Annotated in this window: 30 protein-coding genes; 13 read left to right on the forward strand and 17 right to left on the reverse strand. The window is 65.5% G+C overall.

What is annotated here, in order from left to right; all coding sequences use genetic code 11:
* Positions 1-36: 36 nt before the first annotated feature.
* The 8 genes from era to hrcA all read right to left on the reverse strand — a co-directional run bounded on the left by era (position 37) and on the right by hrcA (position 7,277).
* A complete protein-coding gene (era, locus tag B4394_RS00495) occupies positions 37-957 on the reverse strand; it encodes a GTPase Era (protein WP_078313846.1) in 921 nt (306 codons plus the stop codon).
* A complete protein-coding gene (locus tag B4394_RS00500) occupies positions 954-1,292 on the reverse strand; it encodes a cytidine deaminase-like protein (protein WP_078313847.1) in 339 nt (112 codons plus the stop codon). Before B4394_RS00500 ends, era begins: the two co-directional genes overlap by 4 nt.
* Positions 1,285-2,601 (reverse strand): hemolysin family protein, encoded by a 1,317-nt coding sequence (locus tag B4394_RS00505; protein ID WP_078309105.1) that lies wholly within the window; start codon positions 2,599-2,601, stop codon positions 1,285-1,287. Before B4394_RS00505 ends, B4394_RS00500 begins: the two co-directional genes overlap by 8 nt.
* Complete coding sequence (gene ybeY, locus B4394_RS00510; protein ID WP_078291054.1) at positions 2,601-3,113, reverse strand: rRNA maturation RNase YbeY; 513 nt, start codon at positions 3,111-3,113, stop codon at positions 2,601-2,603. The genes B4394_RS00505 and ybeY overlap by 1 nt, the downstream gene beginning before the upstream one ends.
* The gene (locus B4394_RS00515; protein WP_078313848.1) at positions 3,110-4,153 is read right to left on the reverse strand and encodes a PhoH family protein; all 1,044 of its coding nucleotides are present in this window, start codon (positions 4,151-4,153) and stop codon (positions 3,110-3,112) included. The genes ybeY and B4394_RS00515 overlap by 4 nt, the downstream gene beginning before the upstream one ends.
* A 106-nt stretch (positions 4,154-4,259) precedes the next feature.
* Positions 4,260-5,048 (reverse strand): 16S rRNA (uracil(1498)-N(3))-methyltransferase, encoded by a 789-nt coding sequence (locus B4394_RS00520; RefSeq protein WP_078313849.1) that lies wholly within the window; start codon positions 5,046-5,048, stop codon positions 4,260-4,262.
* Positions 5,049-5,054: 6 nt separating this feature from the next.
* On the reverse strand, positions 5,055-6,206 hold the full coding sequence (gene dnaJ, locus B4394_RS00525; RefSeq protein ID WP_078309108.1) for a molecular chaperone DnaJ: 1,152 nt from the start codon (positions 6,204-6,206) through the stop codon (positions 5,055-5,057).
* Between the two features lie 45 nt (positions 6,207-6,251).
* The gene (gene hrcA / locus B4394_RS00530) at positions 6,252-7,277 is read right to left on the reverse strand and encodes a heat-inducible transcriptional repressor HrcA (protein ID WP_078309109.1); all 1,026 of its coding nucleotides are present in this window, start codon (positions 7,275-7,277) and stop codon (positions 6,252-6,254) included.
* A 121-nt stretch (positions 7,278-7,398) separates the two neighbouring features.
* Here hrcA and B4394_RS00535 point away from each other — a divergent pair, with 121 nt between their 5' ends.
* Positions 7,399-7,707, forward strand: coding sequence for a type II toxin-antitoxin system VapB family antitoxin (locus tag B4394_RS00535; RefSeq protein WP_078313850.1), 309 nt, complete (start codon positions 7,399-7,401; stop codon positions 7,705-7,707).
* A gap of 6 nt (positions 7,708-7,713) precedes the next feature.
* On the opposite strand, the gene hemW is transcribed toward B4394_RS00535, so the two are convergent.
* A complete protein-coding gene (gene hemW, locus B4394_RS00540) occupies positions 7,714-8,889 on the reverse strand; it encodes a radical SAM family heme chaperone HemW (RefSeq protein ID WP_078313851.1) in 1,176 nt (391 codons plus the stop codon).
* 89 nt (positions 8,890-8,978) lie between these two features.
* Between hemW and B4394_RS25870 the strand changes: the two genes are divergently transcribed.
* The 7 genes from B4394_RS25870 (at position 8,979) to B4394_RS00570 (ending at position 14,798) form a co-directional block, all read left to right on the forward strand.
* Positions 8,979-9,122 (forward strand): Ms4527A family Cys-rich leader peptide, encoded by a 144-nt coding sequence (locus B4394_RS25870; protein ID WP_353647396.1) that lies wholly within the window; start codon positions 8,979-8,981, stop codon positions 9,120-9,122.
* A 103-nt stretch (positions 9,123-9,225) separates the two neighbouring features.
* Complete coding sequence (locus B4394_RS00545; protein WP_078313852.1) at positions 9,226-10,908, forward strand: nitrite/sulfite reductase; 1,683 nt, start codon at positions 9,226-9,228, stop codon at positions 10,906-10,908.
* Positions 10,905-11,627, forward strand: a complete 723-nt coding sequence (locus B4394_RS00550) for a phosphoadenylyl-sulfate reductase (protein ID WP_078313853.1) — start codon at positions 10,905-10,907, stop codon at positions 11,625-11,627. Before B4394_RS00545 ends, B4394_RS00550 begins: the two co-directional genes overlap by 4 nt.
* On the forward strand, positions 11,624-12,562 hold the full coding sequence (cysD, locus tag B4394_RS00555) for a sulfate adenylyltransferase subunit CysD (RefSeq protein ID WP_078309113.1): 939 nt from the start codon (positions 11,624-11,626) through the stop codon (positions 12,560-12,562). The genes B4394_RS00550 and cysD overlap by 4 nt, the downstream gene beginning before the upstream one ends.
* Positions 12,563-12,599: 37 nt before the next feature.
* Positions 12,600-13,880 carry a sulfate adenylyltransferase subunit 1 gene (locus tag B4394_RS00560; protein WP_078313854.1) on the forward strand — a complete coding sequence of 427 codons (1,281 nt, stop codon included), beginning with the start codon at positions 12,600-12,602 and terminating at the stop codon, positions 13,878-13,880.
* Positions 13,873-14,568: a sirohydrochlorin chelatase gene (locus B4394_RS00565; protein ID WP_078313855.1), complete on the forward strand. Its 696-nt coding sequence runs from the start codon at positions 13,873-13,875 to the stop codon at positions 14,566-14,568. Before B4394_RS00560 ends, B4394_RS00565 begins: the two co-directional genes overlap by 8 nt.
* A gap of 77 nt (positions 14,569-14,645) precedes the next feature.
* Positions 14,646-14,798, forward strand: a complete 153-nt coding sequence (locus B4394_RS00570) for a zinc transporter permease (protein ID WP_078313856.1) — start codon at positions 14,646-14,648, stop codon at positions 14,796-14,798.
* 57 nt (positions 14,799-14,855) lie between these two features.
* Here B4394_RS00570 and B4394_RS00575 read toward each other — a convergent pair whose 3' ends face one another.
* From B4394_RS00575 to B4394_RS00600, 7 genes are all read right to left on the reverse strand, one after another.
* A complete protein-coding gene (locus B4394_RS00575) occupies positions 14,856-15,170 on the reverse strand; it encodes a hypothetical protein (protein WP_078313857.1) in 315 nt (104 codons plus the stop codon).
* 92 nt (positions 15,171-15,262) lie between these two features.
* Positions 15,263-16,282: a sulfate/molybdate ABC transporter ATP-binding protein gene (locus B4394_RS00580; RefSeq protein ID WP_078313858.1), complete on the reverse strand. Its 1,020-nt coding sequence runs from the start codon at positions 16,280-16,282 to the stop codon at positions 15,263-15,265.
* 14 nt (positions 16,283-16,296) lie between these two features.
* Positions 16,297-17,112 (reverse strand): sulfate ABC transporter permease subunit CysW, encoded by an 816-nt coding sequence (gene cysW, locus B4394_RS00585; protein ID WP_078309117.1) that lies wholly within the window; start codon positions 17,110-17,112, stop codon positions 16,297-16,299.
* On the reverse strand, positions 17,109-18,008 hold the full coding sequence (cysT, locus tag B4394_RS00590) for a sulfate ABC transporter permease subunit CysT (protein WP_078313859.1): 900 nt from the start codon (positions 18,006-18,008) through the stop codon (positions 17,109-17,111). Before cysT ends, cysW begins: the two co-directional genes overlap by 4 nt.
* Positions 18,005-19,060: a sulfate ABC transporter substrate-binding protein gene (locus B4394_RS00595; protein WP_078313860.1), complete on the reverse strand. Its 1,056-nt coding sequence runs from the start codon at positions 19,058-19,060 to the stop codon at positions 18,005-18,007. Before B4394_RS00595 ends, cysT begins: the two co-directional genes overlap by 4 nt.
* 133 nt (positions 19,061-19,193) lie before the next feature.
* The gene (locus tag B4394_RS25875; protein ID WP_353615242.1) at positions 19,194-19,352 is read right to left on the reverse strand and encodes an Ms4533A family Cys-rich leader peptide; all 159 of its coding nucleotides are present in this window, start codon (positions 19,350-19,352) and stop codon (positions 19,194-19,196) included.
* A gap of 104 nt (positions 19,353-19,456) precedes the next feature.
* Positions 19,457-19,717, reverse strand: coding sequence for a hypothetical protein (locus B4394_RS00600; RefSeq protein ID WP_078313861.1), 261 nt, complete (start codon positions 19,715-19,717; stop codon positions 19,457-19,459).
* 60 nt (positions 19,718-19,777) lie between these two features.
* On the opposite strand from B4394_RS00600, the gene B4394_RS00605 reads away from it, so the two are divergent.
* Genes B4394_RS00605 through B4394_RS00625 form a run of 5 tightly spaced genes read left to right on the forward strand, consistent with a single transcriptional unit; the run spans position 19,778 to position 24,655 of the window.
* Positions 19,778-21,328, forward strand: coding sequence for a hypothetical protein (locus B4394_RS00605; protein WP_078313862.1), 1,551 nt, complete (start codon positions 19,778-19,780; stop codon positions 21,326-21,328).
* A complete protein-coding gene (locus B4394_RS00610; protein WP_078313863.1) occupies positions 21,325-21,738 on the forward strand; it encodes a hypothetical protein in 414 nt (137 codons plus the stop codon). The genes B4394_RS00605 and B4394_RS00610 overlap by 4 nt, the downstream gene beginning before the upstream one ends.
* 1 nt (position 21,739) lies before the next feature.
* Positions 21,740-22,897, forward strand: a complete 1,158-nt coding sequence (locus tag B4394_RS00615; RefSeq protein ID WP_078313864.1) for a hypothetical protein — start codon at positions 21,740-21,742, stop codon at positions 22,895-22,897.
* 17 nt (positions 22,898-22,914) lie between these two features.
* Positions 22,915-23,415, forward strand: a complete 501-nt coding sequence (locus tag B4394_RS00620; RefSeq protein ID WP_078314200.1) for a hypothetical protein — start codon at positions 22,915-22,917, stop codon at positions 23,413-23,415.
* Complete coding sequence (locus tag B4394_RS00625; protein WP_078313865.1) at positions 23,402-24,655, forward strand: FAD-dependent oxidoreductase; 1,254 nt, start codon at positions 23,402-23,404, stop codon at positions 24,653-24,655. The genes B4394_RS00620 and B4394_RS00625 overlap by 14 nt, the downstream gene beginning before the upstream one ends.
* On the opposite strand, the gene B4394_RS00630 is transcribed toward B4394_RS00625, so the two are convergent.
* Entirely contained in the window at positions 24,645-25,433 is a 789-nt protein-coding gene (locus B4394_RS00630; protein WP_078309401.1) for a hypothetical protein, read from the reverse strand. The genes B4394_RS00625 and B4394_RS00630 overlap by 11 nt on opposite strands.
* Positions 25,434-25,435: the final 2 nt, after the last annotated feature.

The following is a 25,435-nucleotide window of genomic DNA, read 5'->3' on the forward strand; positions in this document are numbered from 1 at the left end:
CAAGGGGGCGCGCAAAGGGGCGCGCAAGGGGTGGAGCTAGAACCCCAGCTTGCCGAGCTGCTTGGGGTCGCGCTGCCAGTTCTTGGCCACCTTGACCCGCAAATCCAGGAAAACCTTGGTGCCCAGCAGCTTTTCGATCTGCTTGCGCGCATTGGTCCCGACTTCGCGCAGCCGCGATCCGCCCTTGCCGATGACGATGCCCTTTTGGCTGTCCCGCTCGACGTAGAGGATCGCGTGCACATCGATCAGCTCCGAGCCCTCGGGCCTACCCTCGCGTTCGTTCACCTCGTCGATCACCACCGCCAGCGAGTGCGGCAGCTCATCACGCACACCTTCGAGCGCCGCCTCGCGGATCAGCTCGGCCATGAGCACCTCTTCGGGCTCATCGGTCAGCTCACCGTCGGGGTAAAACGCGGGCCCGGGCTGCAGCTTGGACGCCAAAACCTCGGTCAGCACCTCAACTTGGGCTCCGGAAACCGCGGACACCGGAACAATGTCCGCATCCGGCCCGACAAGCTCGGATACTGCCAGCAGCTGCTCGGCCACCCGCTCCTTGCTCACCTTGTCGATCTTGGTGACGATCGCGATCAGCGTGGTGCGCGGCGCGATGAGCTTGATCTGCTCGTAGATCCACTTGTCGCCCGGCCCAATGCCCTCATCGGCCGGGATGCACAGGCCGATCACGTCGACCTCGGAATACGTATCGCGCACAAGGTCGTTGAGCCGTTGCCCAAGTAGCGTGCGCGGCCGATGCAGCCCCGGAGTGTCGACGAGGACGATCTGGTAATTCTCGCGGTGCACGATTCCGCGAATCGTATGCCGGGTGGTCTGCGGCCGGTTCGAGGTGATGGCGACCTTCTGCCCCACCAGCGCATTGGTCAGCGTCGACTTACCGGTGTTCGGCCGTCCGACGAAACAGACGAAGCCGGAACGGAACTCCTCATCGGATCCGCTCACAACTGCCCCGCAGGCACACCGGTGCGGTCGGTCACGATGACCGTCGCCGACGGCGACAGCTCTCGCACCGCCGCGATACCCGGATCCTCGTGAGAGCCACCGACCAGCACCGCGGCCTCGATGGCCGACGCTCCACTAGAGACCGCCGCTGCCACCGCCGCCTGCAGCGCCGTCAGCGACAGTGCCGAAAGCGACACCGGCGCACCCGCATAGGTGCGCCCGTCGCCGTCGCGCACCGCCGCTCCTGACGTCGCCTCGGCACGCCCCATCGCTCCACGGGCCAACACGACGAGCTTGTTATCTTCATCGTTCAGACCGGCGTCTGATTCACTCATCTCTTTCCTCCGCTTTCTCGTCATCTGCCACCGCGGCGCCTTCGGGGTCGGGTTGCACCAGGATCGTGCCGATGCGCACCCGGCCCCGGGTGTCCGGGCCACCCTCAGCCTGTAACAAAAGTCCGTGCGAGGCGGCCGTGGACCCCGGCAGCGGAACACGCCCCAGCTCCAGTGCCAGTAGTCCGCCGACGGTCTCGACGTCCAGGTCCTCGTCGAATTCAATGCCGTACAGCTCCCCCAGGTCCTCGATGGGCAACCTGGCGGAGACACGAAACATCTTGTCTTTCAAATCCTCCACCGGAGCGACCTCGTCGTGGTCGTACTCGTCGGCGATCTCCCCGACGATCTCCTCCAGCACGTCCTCGATGGTCACCAACCCGGCAATGGCCCCGTACTCGTCGACGAGCAGCGCCATGTGTTTGCGGTGCTGCTGCATCTCACGTAGCAGCGCATCCAGCGGCTTGGAGTCCGGAACGAACACCGCCGGCCTCATCACCTGTGCCACGGTGACATCGCGGCCACCGTTCACCGAGTAGTACGTCTGCTGCACAAGATCCTTGAGAAAGACCACCCCGACGACGTCGTCGACGTTCTCCCCGACCACCGGAATCCGAGAGTGGCCACTGCGCACCGCCAGCGAGGTGGCTTGGCCGGCCGTCTTGTCAGATTCGATCCACACCATCTCGGTGCGCGGCACCATCACCTCGCGGGCGGGCGTATCGCCCAGCTCGAACACCGACTGGATCATTCGACGTTCGTCATCGGCCACCACGCCACGCTGCTGGGCCATGTCGACCACCTCGCGCAGCTCGATCTCGGAGGCGAACGGGCCGTTGCGGAAGCCGCGCCCGGGCGTCACCGCGTTACCGAGCAGGATGAGCAGCCGCGAAATGGGGCCCAGCAGCACCGAAATCACCTGCAGCGGCACGGCGGCACCCAGTGCTATCGAGTACGCATGTTGGCGCCCCAACGTACGCGGACCCACCCCGATCGCCACGAAGCTCGTCACCACCATGACGATCGCCGAGATCGTCAGCGCGGCACCGAGGCTCATCCGCGCGGTCAGATATCCGGCCAGGCACACCGTCGACAAGATCTCGCACGTGGTACGCAGCAGGACAACCAGATTCACATAGCGTGGACGGTCCCGAATCACCGCGGAAAGCCTTACCGCGCCCGGCCTTTCCTCACGAACCAGCTCGTCGATGCGTGCCGAGGACACGGTGTTGATGGCCGCGTCGATGGCCGCGAACGCACCCCCCAGGCCGACGAGGACGATCGCCGCCAGCAGCAGCCCTATGCCAGACATCACTCGTCGAAGTTGCGCGACTTGTCGAGCAGGCGACTATCCCGATACAGCTGGGCCTGCTGCTCGTACCAGTCCTTCAGCAGCTGGTTCTGCAGCGCGAACATCTCGCGCTCTTCCTCGGGTTCGGCGTGGTCGTAACCGAGCAGGTGCAACACGCCATGCACGGTCAGCAACGCGAGCTCGTGTGCCAGCGAATGCCCCGCCGCCTCAGCCTGTTCGGCCGCGAACTGGGGGCACAGCACGATATCGCCGAGCATCGAGGGACCGGGTTCGGGTGCGTCCGGGCGGCCCCCAGGCTCCAGCTCGTCCATGGGGAAGGACATCACGTCGGTGGGGCCGGGCAGATCCATCCACCGCATATGCAGGTCCGCCATGGCCGCGAGATCGACGAGCATCATCGAAAGTTCCGCTGCCGGATGGACATCCATTGCCGCGATGGCGAATCGTGCGACGCTGACCAACTCACCCTCGGCGACGTCGACACCCGACTCGTTGACGACCTCAATACTCATCGGTGCCGGCTCCGGTTCCCCGATGCGCGGCGCTGCGCGCGATTGCCTGTCAGATCTGAGTCCTCAAAACGTGCATACGCATCCACGATCTCCGACACCAATCGGTGACGAACCACATCGGCACTGGTCAACTCCGAGAAGTGAATTCCGTCGATATTGTCCAGAATGTCGACCGCGGCACGCAGCCCGGAACGGGCGCCACCCGGCAGGTCGACCTGTGTCACGTCACCGGTGACCACGATCTTGGAACCGAACCCCAGCCGGGTGAGGAACATCTTCATCTGTTCGGCGGTGGTGTTCTGCGCCTCGTCGAGAATGATGAACGCGTCGTTGAGTGTCCGGCCCCGCATGTATGCCAGCGGCGCAACCTCGATGACCCCGGCAGACATCAGCTTGGGGATGAGTTCGGGGTCCATCATGTCGTGCAGCGCGTCGTACAACGGCCGCAGGTACGGGTCGATCTTCTCGCTCAGGGTGCCGGGCAGGAAGCCCAGCCGCTCCCCCGCCTCGACCGCCGGACGGGTCAGGATGATCCGGGTGACCTGCTTGCTCTGTAACGCGTTGACCGCCTTGGCCATCGCCAGATACGTCTTGCCGGTACCGGCCGGGCCGATACCGAAAACCACCGTGTTGGCATCGATCGCGTCCACATAGCGCTTCTGGTTCAGCGTCTTCGGGCGGATGGTTTTGCCACGCCGAGACAGGATGTCCAGACTCAGCACCTCGGCGGGCGATTCATCGTCGTCGCCGGCGAGCATGGCGCCGGTATGCCGCACCGTCGAGGGCGTCAGCTGCTGGCCCCGGCGCGCGATCACGATCAGCTCGGAGACCACACGCTCAGCCAACGCCACATCACCGGGCTCGCCGGTGAAGGTAATGGTGTTTCCGCGGGCGTGGACATCGGCGGTCAACATGTCCTCAAGCTCGCGCAGGTTTTCATCAGCAGAACCCAGCAGGCCCATGATGAGATCGTTCGGAATCTCGACGCTGCTGCGTACTTCCCTGGACTGCACAGCGGCATCTTCTTCTCGGCTCGTCACGTGGTTAAGGTCGCCTGCTTTCTTGGGTTGTGAAGTTGCCTCGAGTTTACCGCTGGCAACCGTCAGCCTCCACGCGATTAGTGTCGCCGTCTCTGCACGCGAGCGCTCATCGGTGCGCCAGCGGACCGTCGGCCCACCGGTCGGTGAGCGCCCCGAGGGCACCCAGCGCAACGGCAGCGGCGCTGGAGGTGCGCAGCACCGTCGGCCCCAAACGCACCGCATCCGCGCCCGCGGCCGTCAAAACCCCCAGCTCATCGTCTGCGACACCGCCCTCGGGCCCCACGATCAGCACCACCGACGACGCCGCGGACAGCCGCTCGCCCCGCGCGCTGAGCCCGGAGTCCGCCGATTCATGCAGCACCAGCACGACGGCCCCGTCGGCGACCCGCCGACGGATCAGCTCGGCCAGCTGCGCCGTCGAGTGCAGTGTCGACACCGCCGGGACGAAGGCCCGCCGGGACTGTCGTGACGCCGCCCGGGCCACCGCCTCCCAGCGCCGCCGCCCCTTCGCCGCCTTGTCCGGGTCATTCTGCGCGTCCCAGCGCGACACACATCGCTGCGCCTGCCACGGAACGATCTCGTCGGCGCCCGCCTCCACCGCCAGTTCGACGGCAAGCTCGGAGCGATCAGATTTGGGAAGTGCCTGCACCACAGTCACTGTGGGGGACGCAACGGCGACGCTCCAGCGTCCGGTCACCTCGATCGACAGGCTGGCGCGGTCCACGGAGGCGACGACGCCGTCACCGACCTCGCCCGCACCGTCGCACACCATGACGGGCTCACCGACACGCATGCGCAGCACCCGGGTGGCGTGATGTCCCTCGTCACCGAGCAGGCTCACCTGTTCCCCGACAGCGGGAATCTGGTCAACGTAGAAGATCGTGGCGGCCGCCATCTGGATCTACCGGCCCGTGAACGCCTCGCGCAGCCGCGAGAACACCCCGCCCGACGCAGATTCCGCCCAGACCACCTCGGCGGCTTCCTTGTTCCGGACCTTCTTGAAGTCCTTCAGCAGCTCGCGTTCCTTGGCGTCCATCCGGGTGGGCACCACCACGTCCAGATGGGCGTGCAGGTTTCCGCGGACACCGGTGCGCAGGTGCGGCATGCCCTTCCCGCGCATCGTCACCACCGAACCCGGCTGCGATCCCGGCTCGACCTTGACGACGGTCGGTCCATCGATGATGGCGTCAACCGACACACTGGTGCCCAGCGCCGCCTCCACCATCGGGACCCGAACCGTGAAGTGCAGGTCATCCCCGTCACGGATGAACACGTCATGCGGCTTCTCATGCACCTCGACGTACAGGTCGCCTGCCGGCCCACCGCCGGGACCGACCTCCCCCTGGGCCGCCAGGCGCACGCGCATACCGTCGCCGACACCGGCCGGGATCTTGACCGTGATCTCGCGACGCGCGCGCACCCGGCCGTCGCCTCCGCACTTGTGGCATGGATCGGTGATGACCTCTCCGGCCCCCTGACACGTCGGACAGGGGCGCGATGTCAGCACCTGGCCAAGCAGGGAGCGCTGCACCGTCTGCACCTCGCCACGGCCACCACAGGTCTCGCAGGCGCTCGGCGCCGAATTTCCGTGGGTGCCCTTGCCGGCGCATCCGTCGCACAGAATCGCGGTATCGACGGTCACCTGCTTGCTGACGCCGGTCGCACATTCCAGCAGTTCGAGCCGCATGCGCAGCAGGGAGTCGGATCCGGGCTGCACGCGGCCGCGCGGACCACGCGAGCCGCCGGCCGATCCGCCGAAGAAGGCCTCGAAGACGTCGCCCAGGCCGCCGAAGCCCGAACCGAAACCACCACCGAACCCGTTGCCACCGCCGCCGTTCTCCAGCGGGTCGCCACCCAGGTCGACGATGCGCCGCTTCTCCGGGTCGGTCAGCACCTCGTAGGCGATGCTGACCTCCTTGAACCGCGTCTGGGCCTGTTCGTCGGGGTTGATGTCGGGGTGCAGCTCGCGGGCGAGCTTGCGGTACGCCCGCTTGAGCTCGCTGTCGCTGGCACCCGTGCTGACCCCGAGGATGCCGTAGTAATCACGCGCCACTGTGTTGATCTCGCTCCGTTGGTATCTGTCTAATTCACATAACTGCTAGCGATTGGCTAGCACTTCGCCGATATACATGGCAACCGCCGCGACGTTCGCGATGGTTCCCGGGTAGTCCATCCGTGTGGGCCCCAGCACACCCATGCCGCCGAACACCGCTCCGCCCGCACCATACGGGGTGGAGACGACCGAGGTGCCAATCATCTGCTCAGCAGCGGTTTCGTGACCGATGTGCACGGTGACCCGGCCTGCCTCCTGCTGTGCGGCGAGCAAGCGCAACACCACCACTTGCTCCTCCAGCGCCTCCAGCACGGTGCGCAGCTGACCACCGAAGTCGCCGGCATTGCGCGTCAGGTTGGCCGTGCCACCGAGCAGCAGGCGTTCCTCGTGATGCTCGACAAGCGTCTCCACCAGGACCGTCGCCGCGCGCGTGAGGGGATAGCGCAGGTCATCGTCGGACTGCTCGGCGAGCTCGGCGACGGCCACCGAGGCCGCCGACAGCTTCTTGCCCTCCAGCGCCGCGCCCAGCAGGACGCGCAGGCGGCCGAGCTGCTCGTCGTTGATGACATCGCCCAGCTCGACGATCCGCTGATCGACCCGCCCGGAGTCGGTGATCACCACTAGCAGCAGCCGGGCCGGGGTCAGCAGCACCACCTCGAGGTGGCGCACGCTGGAGGAGGACAGCGTCGGATACTGCACGACGGCGACCTGACGCGTCATCTGCGCCAGCAGCCGCACGGCACGTCGCAGCACGTCATCGAGGTCGACGCCGCCTTCCAGGAAATTCAGGATGGCCTTGCGCTCGGCGCCCGAGAGCGGTTTGACGTCTTCAAGCCGGTTGACGAATTCGCGGTAGCCCTTTTCCGTCGGAATGCGTCCTGAGCTGGTGTGCGGCTGGGCGATGTAGCCCTCGGCCTCCAGGACCGCCATATCGTTGCGGACGGTGGCGCTGGAAACCCCGAGGCCGTGCCTGTCGACCAGGGCCTTGGAGCCGATCGGTTCCTTGGTGGTGACGTAGTCGGCGACGATGGCCCGCAGTACCTCGAAGCGCCGATCATCGGCACTGGCCATGGTCACCTCCCTCACGCGTGATTTGGCCCTATTTTACGGGGCCACGCTGCGTCAACCCGCCACCATGGCAGTCCACGCTAACCTCAGGTGTTATGCAGGGATCATCCCGGAGTGATTTGCAGTGATCTTTAAGGGTGTTCGCGAGGGGAAGCCGTACCCAGAACATGGGCTATCGACGAGGGATTGGTCGCGCATCCCACCCCGGCAGATCCGTCTGGACGAACTCGTCACCACCACCACGGTGCTCGCCTTGGACCGCTTGCTCAGCGAGGACTCGACGTTCTACGGGGACCTGTTCCCGCACGCCGTGAAGTGGCAGGGCGTCACCTATCTGGAGGACGGACTGCACCGAGCCGTGCGAGCCGCGTTGCGTAATCGGGTTGTGCTGCACGCCAGGGTTTTCGATATGGATCAGCTGCGCGGGCTGTAGGCGGCGTCAATCCAGGATCGTGCGCACCACGCCGTCGGCCAGTAAGCGCCCCTGATCGGTGAGCACCAGCCGATCATCCACCAGCCGTCCCAGCCCCCCGTCCACCACGGCGGGTACCCGGCCGCGTTCCTCGACGGTCAAGTCCGCCAAGGCGATTCCCGTGTTCAGCCGCACCGCGAGCAGGACATCCTCGGTGTGCCGTTCGGTGGGACTGAGGATCTCGTGCCCACCGACGGGCAGCTGCCCCTGCCCCAACTGCTGGGCATAGGCGTTGGGGTGCTTGACGTTCCACCACCGCACGCCGTTGACATGTCCGTGCGCACCGGGTCCCGCACCCCACCAGTCACCGCCGGCCCAGTAGCCAAGATTGTGCCGGCACTGCCCGCCGGGGCGTGCCCAGTTGGATACCTCGTACCAGTCCAGCCCCACCGCCGACAGCGCCGCATCCAGCAGCTGGTACCGGTCGGCCAGGGCGTCCTCGTCGGGATTCGGCAGTTCGCCGCGACGGACACGCCGAGCTAGCGCGGTGCCCTCCTCGACGACCAGCGCGTACGCCGACACGTGGTCTACCCCGGCGTCGAGTACGGCATCGATGGAGCGGCGCAGGTCGTCATCGGTCTCCCCAGGGGTGCCATAGATGAGGTCCAGGTTCACATGCTCGAGACCGGCCGCACGCGCCTCCCGCGCCGCCGCAACCGCCCGCCCGGGCGCGTGCACACGATCCAGCGTGGCCAGCACATGCGGGGCCGCGGACTGCATACCCAGCGAGACCCGGGTGTATCCGGCCGCGCGAATCGTCTCGAAGAACTCCGGCGAGGTGGACTCCGGATTGGCCTCGGTGGTCACCTCGGCGCCCGGCGCCACGGTGAAATGCGCACCGATGGCGTCGAGCACCTCTGCGAGCCCGGAACCGCCCAGCAGGGAGGGCGTCCCGCCGCCGACGAATACGGTCTCCACCGGCGGTTTTCCGTCTAGAGTCCGCGCGGCCAGCTCCAGCTCGGCACGCAGCGCCTCCAGCCAGCCCGCGGGTGAGGTGCCGTCACCGAGCTCGTCGGCGGTATAGGTGTTGAAGTCGCAGTATCCGCAGCGTGTGGCACAGAACGGAACGTGTACGTAGATCCCGAACGGGCGTCCCACCGCCGGCACCAGAGGCGGCAGGGTGGCAGTGGTTTCGGGTCTCACCGGTCAAGTGTGTGCCAGGGGCGGCAGCAGAAAAAATCTGTCCGGTCAATAGCGGGAATCCCCCACGCCGAATAGAGGTTTTGCTCACAATGAGCAGAATTACGACCCGGTCGTACGGGGTGCCAGTTTCGCATGGCACAATTGGCCGGGTGAGCACACATCAGGTCCCACTTGTCGCGCGGCGACACATCGACCTGAAGCGTGTCTGTAGCGCGTGTTGTCTCCCTTACTGACGTAGTCCTACCCGTCTGCCACCCATACGGTCGTGAGGATCTGCGCCTCCGGTCAGCCCCCGGTGTGTCGCCCACGACTGTGCCTGCCTTTCTGAGGAGCACCATGACAACCAGCGAGACCCGGCCCGCTCGCCCGAAGCAACAGCGCAGCGAGGGCCAATGGGCACTCGGCTATCACGAACCCCTCAACGCCAACGAGCAGGCGAAGAAGGACGACCACCCGCTGAACGTGCGGGAGCGCATCGAAACCATTTACGCCCATAAGGGCTTCGAGAGCATCGACAAGACCGACCTGCGTGGCCGCTTCCGCTGGTGGGGTCTGTACACCCAGCGCAAGCCTGGTTACGACGGCAGCTGGACCGGTGATGAGAACACCGACATGCTCGAAGACGAGCACTTCATGCTGCGCGTGCGTTCGGACGGCGGCGCGTTGTCGGTCGGTGCCCTGCGCACCCTGGGTGATCTGTCCACCACGTACGCACGGGATAGGGCCGATCTCTCCGATCGCGAAAATGTGCAGTATCACTGGATCCGGGTCGAGGACATGCCGGAGATCTGGCGCCGTCTCGACGAGGTCGGGCTGCACACGACACAGGCCTGCGGCGACTGCCCCCGCGTGATCCTGGGCTCGCCGCTCGCCGGTGAGTCCCTGGATGAAGTACTCGATCCGACACCGGCCATCGACGAGATCGTGCGCCGCTACATCGGAAAGAAGGAGTACGCGAACCTTCCCCGCAAGTTCAAGACGGCCATCTCCGGCCTGCAGGACGTGGTGCACGAGATCAACGACGTCGCCTTCATCGGCGTGGTGCATCCGGAGCACGGTCCGGGTCTGGACGTGTGGGTGGGCGGGGGTCTGTCCACCAACCCGATGCTGGCGCAGCGTCTCGGGGTGTGGGTGCCACTCGACGAAGTGCCTGACGTCTGGGAAGGCGTCGTCAGCATCTTCCGTGATTACGGCTACCGCCGTCTGCGCGCCAAGGCACGGTTGAAGTTCCTGGTCAAGGATTGGGGTGTCGAGAAGTTCCGCGAAGTTCTCGAGACCGAATACCTGAAGCGGCCGCTTATCGACGGGCCTGCTCCGGTACAGCCGCCGCGGCCCATCGACCACGTCGGGGTGCAACGACTCAAGAACGGGCTCAACGCTGTTGGCGTCTCGCCCATTGCCGGCCGGGTGTCCGGCACCATCTTGTCGGCGGTCGCCGATCTTGCCGAGAAGGCTGGCTCGGACCGTGTCAGGTTCACGCCGTATCAAAAGCTGATCATCCTCGACGTTCCCGACGACAAACTCGGTGAGCTGACAGAGGGGCTGGATGCGCTCGGGCTGCCCTCGCGTCCGTCGCACTGGCGCAAGAATCTGATGGCCTGCACCGGCATCGAGTTCTGCAAGCTCTCGTTCACCGAAACCCGCAAGCGTGCACAGGATCTGGTGCCAGAGCTGGACAAGCGGTTGGACGATCTCAACGCACAGCTGGACACTCCGGTCACCATCAACATCAATGGATGCCCCAACTCGTGTGCGCGTTCGCAGGTCGCAGACATCGGATTCAAGGGTCAGATGGTCGACGACGGCGAGGGCAACAGCGTCGAGGGCTTCCAGGTGCACCTGGGCGGAAGCCTGGGCCTGGACAGTGGGTTCGGCCGCAAGCTGCGTCAGCACAAGGTGACCAGCACCGAGCTCGGCGACTACATCGACCGGGTGGTGCGGAACTTCGTCAAGCAGCGCACCGACGGAGAGCGCTTCGCGCAGTGGGCCGTTCGGGCTGAGGAGGCGGATCTGCGATGAGCGTTCTGGAGGGCCACAGGAACGCCGACCAGCTGCGTGAATTGGCTGAGCGCGGCGCCGCCGAACTGCAGGATGCCTCCGCCGAGGAGCTGCTGCGGTGGACCGAAGAGAACTTCGGCAATGACCCCAAGGGGTACGTCGTCGCCTCCAACATGCAGGACGCTGTGCTCATAGACCTCGCCGTACAGGTGCGTCCGGGTGTTGACGTGTTGTTCCTGGACACCGGTTATCACTTCGCCGAGACGATCGGCACCCGCGATGCCGTGGAATCGGTGTACGACATCCACATCGTCAACGTGGCCCCCGAGCAGACGGTGGCCCAGCAGAACGAGCTGGTGGGCAAGGATCTGTTCGCGAGCAATCCCGGCGAATGCTGTCGGCTTCGTAAGGTTGTGCCGCTGCGCAAGTCGCTGTCCGGATACTCGGCGTGGGTGACCGGGTTGCGACGTGTCGACGCACCGACCCGGGCCAACGCACCGCTGATCAGTTTCGACGAGGCGTTCGGGCTGGTGAAGATCAACGCGATTGCCGCGTGGACCGACGAGGACATGCAGAAGTACATCGATGATCACGGGACCCTGGTGAATCCGCTTGTCGACGAGGGATATCCGTCGATCGGCTGCGCCCCGTGCACGGCCAAGCCGGCACTCGGCGCCGACGCACGCAGCGGACGCTGGCAGGGCATGGCCAAAACAGAATGCGGGTTGCACGCCTCATGACGACACACATTGGACCGGAAATCAGAACGGACGCCGTGTTGAATCAGACCGATACACTCACCGACCTGGAATCCGAGTCGATTCACATCATCCGTGAGGTGGCCGGCGAGTTTGAGCGCCCGGTGCTGCTGTTCTCCGGCGGCAAGGATTCGACGGTGCTCTTGCACACCGCGCTCAAGGCCTTTTGGCCCGCACCGCTTCCCTTCGCGCTGCTGCATGTCGACACCGGGCACAACCTCCCCGAGGTGCTGGCCTTCCGCGACGAGATTGTCGAACGCCACAACTTGCGCCTGGTCGTCGCGAATGTCGAGGACTACCTGGCCGACGGCCGCCTGACCGAGCGGCCCGACGGCATCCGCAACCCGTTGCAGACCATCCCGCTGCTCGAAGCCATCACCGACAACAAGTTCGACGCGGTGCTGGGTGGTGGACGTCGCGATGAGGAGCGCTCGCGCGCCAAGGAGCGCATCTTCAGTCTGCGCAACGCCTTCGGCCAGTGGGATCCCAAGAAGCAGCGTCCCGAGCTCTGGAGTCTCTACAACGGCAGGCATGCCCCGGGTGAGCACGTGCGGGTGTTCCCTATCAGCAACTGGACCGAGTTGGACGTGTGGCGTTACATCGCTCGCGAAGATGTGCAGCTGGCCAACCTCTACTACGCGCATGAGCGCCAGGTGTTCAACCGTGACGGCATGCTGCTGACGCCGGGCCCGTGGGGCGGACCGCGTGACGGTGAAGAACTGCAAACACTTTCGGTGCGATACCGCACCGTGGGCGACGGCTCCACCACGGGCGCCGTGCTCTCCGATGCCGCCGACGTCCACGCGGTACTTGCCGAGGTGGCCGCATCGCGGATCACCGAGCGGGGCGCGACCCGCGGCGACGACCGAGTATCCGAGGCGGCGATGGAAGACCGCAAGCGAGAGGGCTATTTCTGATGAGGGCTTGCACGAAGAAACAGGGGCAGAGCTGATCATGAGCGATCTTCTGCGTATTGCCACCGCCGGCAGCGTCGACGACGGCAAGTCGACCCTGGTGGGTCGGCTGCTGTACGACACCAAGTCGGTGCTCATCGACCAATTCGACGCCGTGGCAAAGGCTTCCGAATCACGCGGGCTCGATACTCCCGACCTGTCACTGCTGGTCGACGGACTGCGCGCCGAGCGCGAGCAGGGCATCACCATCGACGTGGCGTACCGGTACTTCGCCACCCCGAAGCGTTCGTTCATTCTCGCGGACACCCCGGGGCATGTGCAGTACACCCGCAACACCGTCTCCGGGGCCTCCACCGCGCAGCTGGTGATCCTTCTCGTCGACGCGCGCAAGGGTGTCATCGAGCAGACCCGTCGACACGCGGCGGTGCTGGCACTGTTGGGCGTGCCACGGCTGGTGCTGGCGGTCAACAAGATCGACCTGGTGGCCGACAGCGCCCGCATCTTCGAGGCGATCAGCGCCGAGTTCAACGAGCTGACCAGCTCGCTGGGCTGGAAGCCGGAGAACGTCGTGGAGATCCCCGTGTCCGCACTGCACGGCGACAACATCGCCACCCGCAGCGAGCGGACCGGCTTCTACAGCGGGCCGACCCTCATCGAGCATCTGGAATCGATTCCGGCGCACCAGGAGTCGAGCACCGTTGGCCTGCGTTTCCCGGTCCAGTATGTGATCCGGCCGCGCACCGCCGAATACCCCGACTATCGCGGCTACGCCGGGCAGGTTGCCGCCGGTGTCGTGCGGGTGGGCGACGAGGTGGTCATCTCCCCCGCCGGGCAACGCACCACAGTGGCGGGCATCGACACCGCCGACGGGCCGCTTGAGGTCGCCGAGGCGGGCCGCAGCGTGACGCTGATCCTGGCCGACGACGTGGATGCCTCGCGTGGCGATCTGATCGCATCAACCGATGTGCCAGAACCGGTTTCGGAGATTGACGGCACGGTGTGCTGGCTGGCCGACAAGCCGTTGAAGGCCGGTGCGCGCCTGCTGCTCAAGCACGGCACCCGCACCGTTCCGGCGATCGTCGGCGAGCTGGTGGAGCGCTTCGACGAGCAGAACCTGTCGGCCGACCCCGCACCGGAATCGCTGGAACTCAATGACATCGGTCAGATAAGCATCCGCCTGGCCGAGGCGATCAGCGTCGATGAATACGTCGACGACCGGATGGCGGGGAGCTTCCTGCTGATCGATCCCTCGAGCGGTAACACGTTGGCGGCAGGACTGGTCGGCGATGCCTTGCGCGCCGTCGAACTGAATCGTGCGTAGTCCCACGCTTCTCGCTGTCGCGCACGGGAGCCGTGACCCACGGTTCGCGGAGAACGCGCGCCGATTGGTCGCGCAGGTACGGGTGCTCCGGCCGGAGCTGGATGTCCGGCTGGCGTTCCTTGAGTTGTCCGAGCCGAATCTCGCTGACGTGCTGGATGATCTGAGCGGTGAGGCGGTTGTGGTGCCGCTGCTGTTGTCGGATGCCTACCACGCACGGATCGATCTGCCGACCGTGCTGTGCTCGGCACCGTCGGGACTGCGGGTGATGCAAGCGCCTGTGCTCGGCGCCGATGACCGCCTGCTGCGGCTGGCGCGGCGTCGCGTGACTGAACTCGGCGTCGACAATCCCGCGGTGATTCTCACCGCGGTCGGATCCTCGGACTCCACGGCCAACGCCCGCACCCGGGCGCTGGCCGCACAGTGGGCCCTCTCGACGACGGTTTTCGCCACCGGAGAGTCGACCACCATCGCCGACGCGGCAGACGCGCTGCGATCTCGGGGCGCCACGGAAATCGTTATCGCACCGTGGTTCCTGTCCCCCGGACTGCTGCTGGACCAGATCCGCGCCGAAGCCGCACAGGCGGGTTTCCAGGTGGCGGCACCTTTGGGCGCGGACCGGCTGGTCGCCGAGGTAGTGGTGCACCGGTACGCGTCGGCAGTCGCCGCACCGGTCCCGGTAGCGCACTGACCAAACCCACCGCACGTTCGCGCAGTACCCCGACGAACGCATTGTTATATGCGCATGTCTGCCGTAGGGTCGAATGCGTGACCAGCACCGAGCACAAGACCCACGACCACCCCGACCACGTTCACGGCCCTGACTGCGGCCACGAGGCAGTTGCTCACGACGACCACGTGGATTACATCCACGACGGGCACCGCCACGCCCCGCACGGCGATCACTACGACGAGCACTAGAACGCAATAACACATGGCCCCCGGAGAACCGGGGGCCATTTTCTTGTCAGGTGCGTTTCAGAGGCATTCCTCGTCATGCCCGGCTACGAGCGACAAAAGCGCCTTCTCCCGAAGAAGCATGCGGTGCTCGGTCCCGCGCAGAAGCCGCTCCCCGAGGCCGTAACAGCCCCGGCCAACACGACTGAGCCGACCTCGGCGGACCTCCCAACGCAACGCATCGGACACGGCCTTTGACGTGCGCCCATCGGTGCCGAAACCTTTGTGGTCCAACATGTTCACAAGTTCCGACACGGTCGTCGTACCGAACCGATGCACGTACAACGTCAGCAGATATCGCAGCTCAATCCCACGTACCCGAACTTTCGCCGTCATGACCGCACGGTGGCACACGCCACCGACACAACGACGCGTGTCGCTCATAGCCGGGCACTTGCAGGTGCGCTCCGAAAGGCGCGGAAAACGCCTTAGGACGCGACCTCCGCGAGGTCACCCAGGTCAGGAACCCGTGTGACACGCACGTACACCTGGTCACCCTCGTGCAGCCCGAGTGCCTCGGAATCACCACGGGTGATCTGCGCGGTGAACTGCTCCCCGGTGGCGGCACTGGTCAACTCCACCCGTACCTCGAAACCGAGATGCACGACCCGCCCCACCGTCGCCTTGGTCACCCCGGTGGTCTCGCCGGTGCCCTCCGCGGCAGCACGGGACAGATCGGCGTTGCGTCCCACACGAATATCGTGCGGGCGCACCAGAATTCCATTCAGCTTGGCCACCGGACCCAAGAACGACATCACAAAGCTGTTCGCCGGGCGGTCGTAGAGGTCGTCGGGAGAACCCACCTGCTCGATGCGCCCCTTGTTGAGCACCGCGATCCTGTCGGCGACGTCGAGAGCCTCTGCCTGGTCGTGGGTCACCAGCACCGTGGTGACGTGCACCTCCTCGTGCAGTCGGCGCAGCCAGGCCCGCAGGTCCTCGCGCACCTTGGCATCGAGCGCGCCGAAGGGCTCATCCAGAAGCAGCACTTCCGGGTCGACGGCGAGCGCCCGCGCCAGCGCCATGCGCTGACGTTGGCCACCGGAAAGCTGGTTGGGATAGCGTGCGTGAAAACCGCTCAGCCCCACTACTTCCAGCAGATTGTCGACTTTCTCCTTGATCTCGGCCTTCGGCTTCTTGCGAATCTTGAGCCCGAATCCGACATTTTCGCGCACGGTCAGGTGCTTGAAGGCGGCGTAATGCTGGAACACGAATCCGATACCGCGCCGCTGCGGCGGTACACCGGTGACGTCACGCCCGTTGATGGTGATCGTGCCGGTATCGGGCTGGTCCAGCCCGGCGATGGCCCGCAACAACGTCGACTTGCCCGAACCACTGGGGCCCAGTAGCGCGGTCAACGAGCCTGAGGGCACCTCGAAATCAATGTTGTCCAGCGCGGCGAAGTCGCCGTAATGCTTGTTCGCGCCGCGAACGGTAATCGCGTCAGTCATTCTGTGGCTCCTTGCTATTCACTATTGGCTTTTGCTCGTCGCGCATCAATGACCACCTGGACCACCAGGACGATCACCGCAACAGCCATCAACAACGCTGAGATGGCATAGGCGCCGTACTCAGCGCCACGCTGATGACGATCGGACACGAGCAGGGTCAGGGTCTGCGATGCCCCGGGCAGGTTCGACGACACCATGATCACCGCGCCGTACTCACCCAGTGTGCGCGCGATGGTGAGCACGATGCCGTAGGTCAGCCCCCAGCGGATGGATGGCAACGTGATACGCCAGAACGTCTGCCAGGCAGTGGCTCCCAGCGTCGCGGCTGCCTCTTCCTGCTCGGTGCCCAGTTCATGCAGCACCGGCTCGACCTCGCGGATGACGAACGGAATCGTGACGAAGATGCTCGCGAGCACGATGCCCGGGAATCCGAAGATGACCTTGAGCCCGAAATCGTTCTCGACGAACCCGAACACGCCCGCCGATCCCCACAACAGGATCAGCGCCACACCCACCACAACAGGCGAGACCGCGAACGGGAGGTCGATGATCGCCTGCAGCACGGCCTTGCCGCGGAACTTGTTCCGTGCCAGTACCAATGCCGTGGGGATGCCGAAGATGACGTTCAGCGGCACCACGATCGCGACCACCAGCAGCGACAGCTGTAGGGCCGACACCGCGGCCGGCGTGGCGATCGACTCGAAGAACGCCCCCACCCCGGGCTCGAACGTGCGCCACAGGATGAGGCCCACCGGAACGATCACCAGGATGCCGATGTACAGCAGCGCCGCGTAACGCGCCACATACTTGACCAGCGGTGACGGCGTCACTGCGCCAGCTCCTCTCGCTTGGCCGCGCGCGACCCGATAGTGCGCAAGACGAACAACACGACAAACGAAATAATCAGCAGCACAATCGAGATCGCCGCGGCGCCGGTGCGGTCGTCATTCTCGATGAGCGTCCTGATCCACTGCGAAGACACTTCTGTCTCGCCGGGCACCGCACCACCGATCAGCACCACCGAACCGTATTCACCAATCGCCCGAGAGAAGGCCAGGCCCGCACCCGATAACAGTGACGGGAGCAGCGCGGGAAGGATCACCGCGCGGAAGATCGTCCAGTTGTCAGCTCCCAGCGAGGCAGCAGCCTCCTCGACGGACTGGTCGAGTTCCAACAGGACAGGCTGCACGGATCGCACCACGAACGGCAGGGTGACGAACAGCAGGGCAATCCCGATCCCCCACCTGGTGTGCTGGATGTGGATGCCCACCGGGCTGCCCGGGCCGTACAGCGCGAGCATCACCAGACTGGCCACGATCGTCGGAAGGGCGAACGGCAGATCGATGACGGCGTCGACCAGCCGCTTTCCGGGGAAGTCGTCACGGGTCAGCACCCAGGCCACCAACAGCCCGAAAAACAGGTTGATGACGGCCACCCCGAACGAGACTCCCAGGGTTACCCGGAACGAGCTCACCGCCGCATTCGAGGTGATCGCGTTCCAGAACGCGGTCCACCCGCCACCGGCGGACTGCCAGATGATCGCGGCCAGCGGCAACAGCACGATGATGCTGAGCCAGATCGATGCCGCGCCGACCCGCAGCGAGGTACTGCCGTATCGGCGCCTCAACAGGCCCCCCGGCCGCCCGGCACCGACCTCACGGTCGGGCCGGGCAGTCGATTTCGGCTCGGAAGCCGGTTCCGTCGACTGTTCCGTAGAGGCTGTCATCCGGTGGCCTTCTTGTAGATCTTGGTGATGCTGCCGTTTTCCTTGTCGAACAACGCCGGGTCAACTGTCTTCCAGCCGCCCAGTTCGGCGATGGTCCACAGCTTCTCAGGTGTCGGGAAGTCCTTGGCGAATTCTGCCGTAACGGCTGGATCGACGGGACGGAAACCGGCCTCAGCCCAGAGCTTCTGCGCCTCCGGGGTGTACAGGAAGTTCTTCAGGGCGTTCACCTTGTCCAGGTGCGCGCTGCCCTTGACGACGGCAACCGGGTTCTCGATCTTGAACGTCTGCGGCGGATTGACGTGCTCGACGTCCTTGCCCTGACGCTCGACGTTGATCGCCTCGTTCTCGTAACTGATCAGCACGTCACCGCTGCCCTGCAGGAACACGTCAGTGGCCTCGCGCCCGGAACCGGGGCGCTGCTTGATGTGCTCGCCGACGAGCTTGCTGACGTAGTCGATGCCCGCCTGGTCATCGCGGCCACCGTTGCTCTTGGCCGCATACGGCGCCAACAGGTTCCACTTGGCCGAGCCCGAGCTCAATGGACTGGGGGTGATGACCGTGACTCCCGGCTGCAGAAGGTCGTCCCAGTCCTTGATGTTCTTGGGGTTGCCCTTGCGCACGACCAGCGAGACCACCGAACCGAAGGGCACACCCTTCGTGGCATCGGCATTCCAATCCTCGGAAACCTTGCCCGCCTTGACCAAACGGCTCACGTCGGGCTCCACCGAGAAGTTCACGATATCGGCCGGCTTGCCGTCGACGACAGCCCGGGACTGATCTCCGGACGCGCCATAGGAGGTAGTGACCGCAACACCCTTGCCCTCGGCGGTGTTCGCGAATGCCGGGATGATCTTCTTCCAGCCGGGCTCCGGCACGGCATAGGCGACGAGCGTCAAGGTGGTGTCGGCATCGGAGTGCGACTCGCCACCGGCGACATCGCTAGATCCCCCACCGCAGGCGGCGAGAACTGTTGCCGCTGTGGCAAGAACTCCGATGTGGCGCCACCGGCGGGCGCCTGCCGTCTTCGCGATGTTGATCCTGGAGCCGAGCATGCGATGCCTTTCGTGGGATGACGATTACCTGGGACGGATATCTCATGGAATCCCGTGACGACAGAAAGGCAGCGAAACAGCCAGTGGGCTTCGAACTAGCCGCTACCGACACCAAACCGCGGACGGGATGGGTCTAGCGACAACAGTGAACGTCTGCAACCGCGCATGTACCGACCGCAATGAGCGCCAGGATGTGGCGCACGCGGATAACCGGGGCGGCGGAATGCATGAGCGGAAGCGTAGCAGAGCTCTTTGACGCCGTCTTTACGGCCGAACCGGCAGGTAGAAGCATTATTACGTCAACAGCCAGTAACTACCGGCTCAACAGCCAGGCGACTATCACCAGAATGGCCAGCGCAATCAGCGCCAACGTGACGCGCGACTGCGGCAAACCGCTCATGGGAGGTCCACCGGGGTGGCCGCGGCTACCCGATTTTCCATGAAGTGGCGGCGCGCCGCCTGATAGCACCGGCCGAGCCGATTCGCCGCGCTGATCAGCAGAAACAAGACCTTGTCACCCGCCACGGCCATCGCGTACGCCAAGACCAATACAACCGGCATCACGATGATCGTTTGAAGGATGAACCCGCGTCCGCTGAGCCACAGCTCCACGCCATCCCACCAACTCAGGAGGCCGATCACGCTGTCGCTGTTCACGCGGGCCAGTTTAGGCGGACCATCCCGCGGCCCGTCCGGCGCAGGGCAGACTGGACACCGATGAGCCACTTGCGCGCGATGTGCCTGTTCCTGGTGCTCGCATTCTCCGCACTGTTCAGCGGGGCCCCCGTCGCGGCGGCGGATTCGGCCGCAGCGGGCGCCGATGTGCAGGTGGCGCTGAGTCTGGGCGAGCGTGAACTCACCGTGGTGGCCCGCCGGGTGACCAGCATTCCCGGCCCGCTGCGCGTCGACGTGATCACCCACCGCGGTACCGCGGCCGGCCCGCTCCGGGCGCAGATCGTGCCCGCCGGCGCCAGCACCGATGACTATCAACCCGCTCCGGGGGTCCCCACCTCGACGGCGATGGTGGTCCTCGGTGAGAAGCCCGGCCCGTACGGTGCGACGCTCGATGTCGACCGCACGGGGCCCACCGACCTGACGATCAGCGACGGTGTGCACACCGCCCGGATCCCGCTGGTCCTCATCGGTCAGGCGACGTCACCACCTGAACGAGTGGCCTATCTGGGTCTGGCCGCCACGGGGCTGCTTCTGGTCGTCTCACTCGTGGTGGCGACCCGGGTCCGTCGTGGTGTGTGGATCGCGGTGCCGGTGACCGCCACGGTGACGGCCCTCGCGGTCGCCATCACCGGCGCGGTGCTGTCCATATCGGCGCCGCCGCCGCCCGAGCCTGGCCCGCAACGGGACCCGACCGTCGAGAACACCGCCAACCCCTACCGGCTGGATCGTCCCGCCGTCACTGACTACTCCCGGCCTTCGGCCGCGCTCATCGCCGAACAGTCCGAGCTGGATTCGGATCGCGCGACGGACATCTACTTCTCACTCATCGACACGGCGACCGGTCTCCCCGCTGATGACCTGGTCATCCACGACAGCGCGTTGATCCACCTGCTGGTGGTGGCCCCGGACGGGCGGCTATCCCATCTGCATCCGATAAGGGTTGCACCGGGCCGCTATTCGTTACCTCTCTTGCCCGCGGTCGCGGGCCGGTACGCGGTCTCGGCCGAGTTCGTGCGGCGTGGCGGCGGCGTGCAGACAGTGCGCTTGCCGGGTGGACTCACAGCGCGTGGCGGGAAGCCCGCACCGCCGGCAGCATTCGACGGACCCGGGATGCGCATGATCGACGGGCTGCACGTGCACGTGAGCGCCACCGGCTTGCGTGCGGGGCGGCCGACGACGCTCTCCGCCACGGTCGGGGCCGACCCAGTCCTGCAGCCGTGGCTGGGCATGCTCGGTCATCTGGTGATCGCCGGACCGATTCCCCGCGACACCTCCGCGAGCGATCTCGGCGCTGCGGTGCAGGATTCAGCGGTCTGGGCCCACGCTCATTCCATGGGCGGCCACGGCGGCACCAACATGCCCGGCATGGAACACAGCGCCGGCCACTCGCCCACTCACGACGACTCGATGCCACCCATGGTGGGGGCCCCACCACTCAACGGTGACAGTCCTCCCGACGAGACGGTGGCCGCCTTCGGGCCCGATGTACCGTTCACCTTCACATTCCCCAAGCCGGGCCGGTACCTCGCCTGGATTCAGGCACAGCGTGACTATCGGGTGCTGACAATCCCGGTACGACTGGACATCTCATGACACGTCAGGTGTGGGCGGGGCTCGCGGTGATAGTTGCCGCGGTGTTGGGATTGGCATGGATTGCCTGGCCCAGCGCACCCCAGGCCGTCACCCTCTACTCCGGTACCGAGCACTACGTCATCACGGTGACCGTCGACGATCCCCGCGTTGGGATCACCGCGCTGGAGCTCGCCGTCGCCAGCAGGGAAGATGGCAACCTTCCTGAATCCGAATCGGTGTCAGTCGAATTGGTGATGCCCCTGATGGGCCACGCCATGCCACCGCTGCGCGAGGTGGTGTCCTGCCGGACGAAATTCGACCAGGTGATGCTGTCCATGGCCGGGCCCTGGGACATCGTCGTGACCGTCACGCCGCCATCGGGTGATCCGGATGAACGCACGACAATGCCACTATGGGTGAGTGGAGGTTGAGATGAGCCCCGAGACAAGCACCGTGAGCACCGGTGCCCAGCAGGCGCCGCGAGTTACCCGCGCCACCGTCGAGAAGTACGCGCCGCTCGGAGCGTACGGAGTACTGCTGGGCAGCGTTGTGGGTGCGGTGGGGACCACCTGGGACGTGGAATGGCATGACGATGTGGGCCCCGATACGTTCTTTACGTTGCCACACCTGTTCCTGTACTCCGGCAGTGCGATCAGTGGAATCACCAGCCTCGTCATGGTTTTGATGGTCACGGCCGCTCAGCGCGCGGGCGAAGAGGTACCGCGCTGGGTGGGTGGTGTGCCGATTCGCGTGTTCGGCGGCAGATTCACCGCACCCCTGGGCTTCCTGCTCTCCGGCTGTGGCGCCGCGTCATTTCTCATGTATGGGCTGTTGGATCTGTGGTGGCACACGGTCTACGGGTTCGACGCGGTCCTGGCCTCGCCCCCTCACTTCGCACTGTTCGTATCCGGGACGGTCACCGACCTCGGCAGTGTCGTCACCTTCGCGGCAGCACGCCGATTCCGCTGGGGTGCAGTCGGATTGATGACGCAGGCATCTCTGGTGGCGGCGATGACCGCCATTCCGTTCACCGCACTGTTCCTCTTCAAGTTCGACTTCAACCCGATTTCTCTCGGCTCGGCGTTCATCGTTCCGCTCGTGCTGCTGCTCATCGCGGGCGTGTTGCGGTCAACGCTGGCACCGCTCGGCGTCGCGGCGATCATGGGCGCGATTCAGGCCATCTTCTGGTGGTTCTCCCCTTGGGCCGCACACGAATACGCCGCGGCGGTGGGACTGCCGCTACGCGATGACCTATGGGGCGGCCCACCCACGATCCCGGGAATGATGCCGATGTTTCTCGCGGTCTTCGCCGCGCTCGCCACGGGGCTGCTGTCTCTGGCACGTGATCGCACATGGCAACGGTGGCCGATGACCGCCATCGGTGCGATTCTGGGATCGGTCGCGGGCACGGGATATCTGCTGCAGGGAGCGATGCTGTATCGCCAGGGCTCCGAAACGGTGAGCAGCTACGTCACCGTCGGCTTGGCGGGTCTGGTGCTGGGTGCGATCGCCGGATTCCTGGCACAACGCATCGCACTGATGTTGCGGATGCCCGGAAACGACGTCGACACCGCGGAGACCATCGCGTGAGACACACCCGAATCATGTTGTCGCTCTTAACCGTCATCGGCATATCCCTCGGGCTCAGCACTCCCGCCCACGCCTATGCGCCGGTGAATGTGGTGCATACCGAACAGGTGACGGCAGGCCCGTATCCGGTGACTGTCGGGTTCTCAACGTGGCCGCTGCGCGCCATGCAATCACTGGATTTCACGTTCATTCCCGTTGACGGGATCACCGGAAAGTCGGGCACCCTGACCATCGTGTCGCCCGACGGCCAGCAGGGGCGTGCCGAACCGCTGGCGCGCCACCCACGCAAGCGTGAGGTCTGGGGCTTGGACGTCCGGGCGCTGCAGGAAGAGGGGCACTACCAGTTCATCTTCGATATCGCCGGACCGCAGGGGCCCGGGAAGGGCACACTCAACCTGGACGTGCTGCCCCAGCCCGGGCCGCCGCTGGCGTTGAGTTGGACGCTGTCGTTGATACCCGTGTTCGCGTTGGCCGGGGTTTTGATCGTGGCGTGGAGGAGGACTCGTGACCAAACCTGAGCTGTCGCAAAGCACCACATGTGCCGTCGCCGGCGGAGGACCGGCCGGGATGATGTTGGCGCTACTACTCGCACGCGCCGGCGTCAACGTCACCGTGCTGGAGAAGCATCCCGATTTCCTGCGGGACTTTCGCGGGGACACCGTGCATGCCAGCACGCTCAACCTGCTCGACGAGCTGGGGCTCGGTGCGAAGTTCGCGGCCATGCCGCACAACCTGGTTCAGCAGGTAACGGTGGACCTGGGCGAGCAGACGTATCGGCTGGGCGATCTCAATCGGCTTCCCGGACCGCACAAACACATCGCGATGGCACCCCAATGGGACTTCCTGGAAATGCTGGCGAGTGCCGCGGAGCTCGAACCCACCTTCCGGCTGCTGCGCAGCACGGAAGTCACCGGGCTGCTACGAGCGGGCGACCGCATCACCGGTGTTGAATACCGCACCGCCGCAGGAGAAACCGGCCAGCTCAAGGCGGACCTCACCGTCGCCTGCGATGGCCGTGGCTCGGTGCTTCGTGCCGCAGCCGGAATGCGGCCGCGACAGTTCGGTGTTCCGATCGATGTCTGGTGGTTCCGCCTCCCCAAGCATTCCGATGACCCTCAGGGACCGCGCGCACGGGTCGGCGCCAACCGATTCATGGTGATGCTCGATCGCGGCGACTACTTTCAATGCGGCTACCTCATCGGCAAGGGCACCGACTCGCAGATGCGCAGCGGCGATGTACAGGTGCTCCGGGACAGAATCGCCGAAATGGTGCCCTGGCTGGCCGACCGCACCGATGCCATCACCAGCTGGGATGACGTGAAACTGCTTGATGTGCAGCTCAATAGGCTCCGCAAGTGGTACCGGGAGGGGCTGCTGTTCATCGGCGATGCCGCGCACGCCATGTCTCCGGTCGGCGGCGTCGGCATCAACCTCGCCATCGCCGACGCCGTGGCCACCGCACGCATCCTCGCCGAGCCGTTGCGTCAGGGAACGCTCACCACCGCCGACCTTCGCAAGGTACAGGTGCGCCGATGGGGACCGACCGCCCTGATCCAGCGGGTGCAGCGGGCCGTACACCGACGGGTGTTCTCGGCGGTGGACTCCACGACCACCGTCACCCCGAGCACCAAAATCGCGTCGGTGCTGTCGGTGGCCACCAAGTACCCATGGTTACAGGCGATTCCGGCCTATGGCGTGGCGATCGGACCGTTACCCGAGCACGCGCCCGATTTCGCACGCCGCTTTCCTACGGGCTGAGCACCTTCTGCATCCCGGGCGCGACCCGGTCACGAATCTTCTCCCACGGCACGGTAACGGGCACAAAGTCTCCCGCGACGTGCGGGACGGAGACGTAGAAGGTCAGCCCGTTGGGCACGGGTAGCCAGTGCAGGAACTGCTCGGACTTCATGTCCCCCGCTGCCTTGATGCGATCTGGCGGCCCCAGCTCCTGCGCCAACGTGCGCAATTGCTCGCGAGCCGCGCCCTGGTCCGCGAAGACGTCACCGAACATGATCGGCTGCGCCGTATCGGTGTTGATGGTGATGGTTGCCACCGTATTACTGGGATACGGTCCACCGCTGTTCGCGAGGAACACAGCGGCTCCCGACAACACATGCGGGCCAATGAAAGAGACCCGACTCGATTCCCGTGGCTGCAGCTGTCCATCGCCTATTGTCGCGGGCTTCGTATTCTTCGGATCGTCCAGGATCCGCACCACGTCCTTGAGCGCCGTGCGCATGCCGTCGTTGAATCTGTCCCGAGCGCCGGCCTTATCGCCGGTGACTTGAGGCAGTTTGACGTTGTAGTCAACCTTCCCCTGCTTGCCGGCCTCCTGCTCCAGCGTTGGGTTGAAGCCAAAGGCGGGCTTCGCGGTCGGCGGTGCTTGCGCCGGGGTAAGGGACACAGCCGGTTTGGCCGGTGTTGTGCTGGTGGACGGCGGGGCTTCCGAGGGCTGCGCGGGTTGTTCCGGTGGTTTGAGACATCCGGCGACAGCACCACACATCAACACCAGCATCACCACAAGACGCGACTTCACAA

This window comes from Mycobacterium sp. D16Q16, assembly GCF_002013745.1.
Classification (GTDB): Bacteria; Actinomycetota; Actinomycetes; order Mycobacteriales; family Mycobacteriaceae; genus Mycobacterium.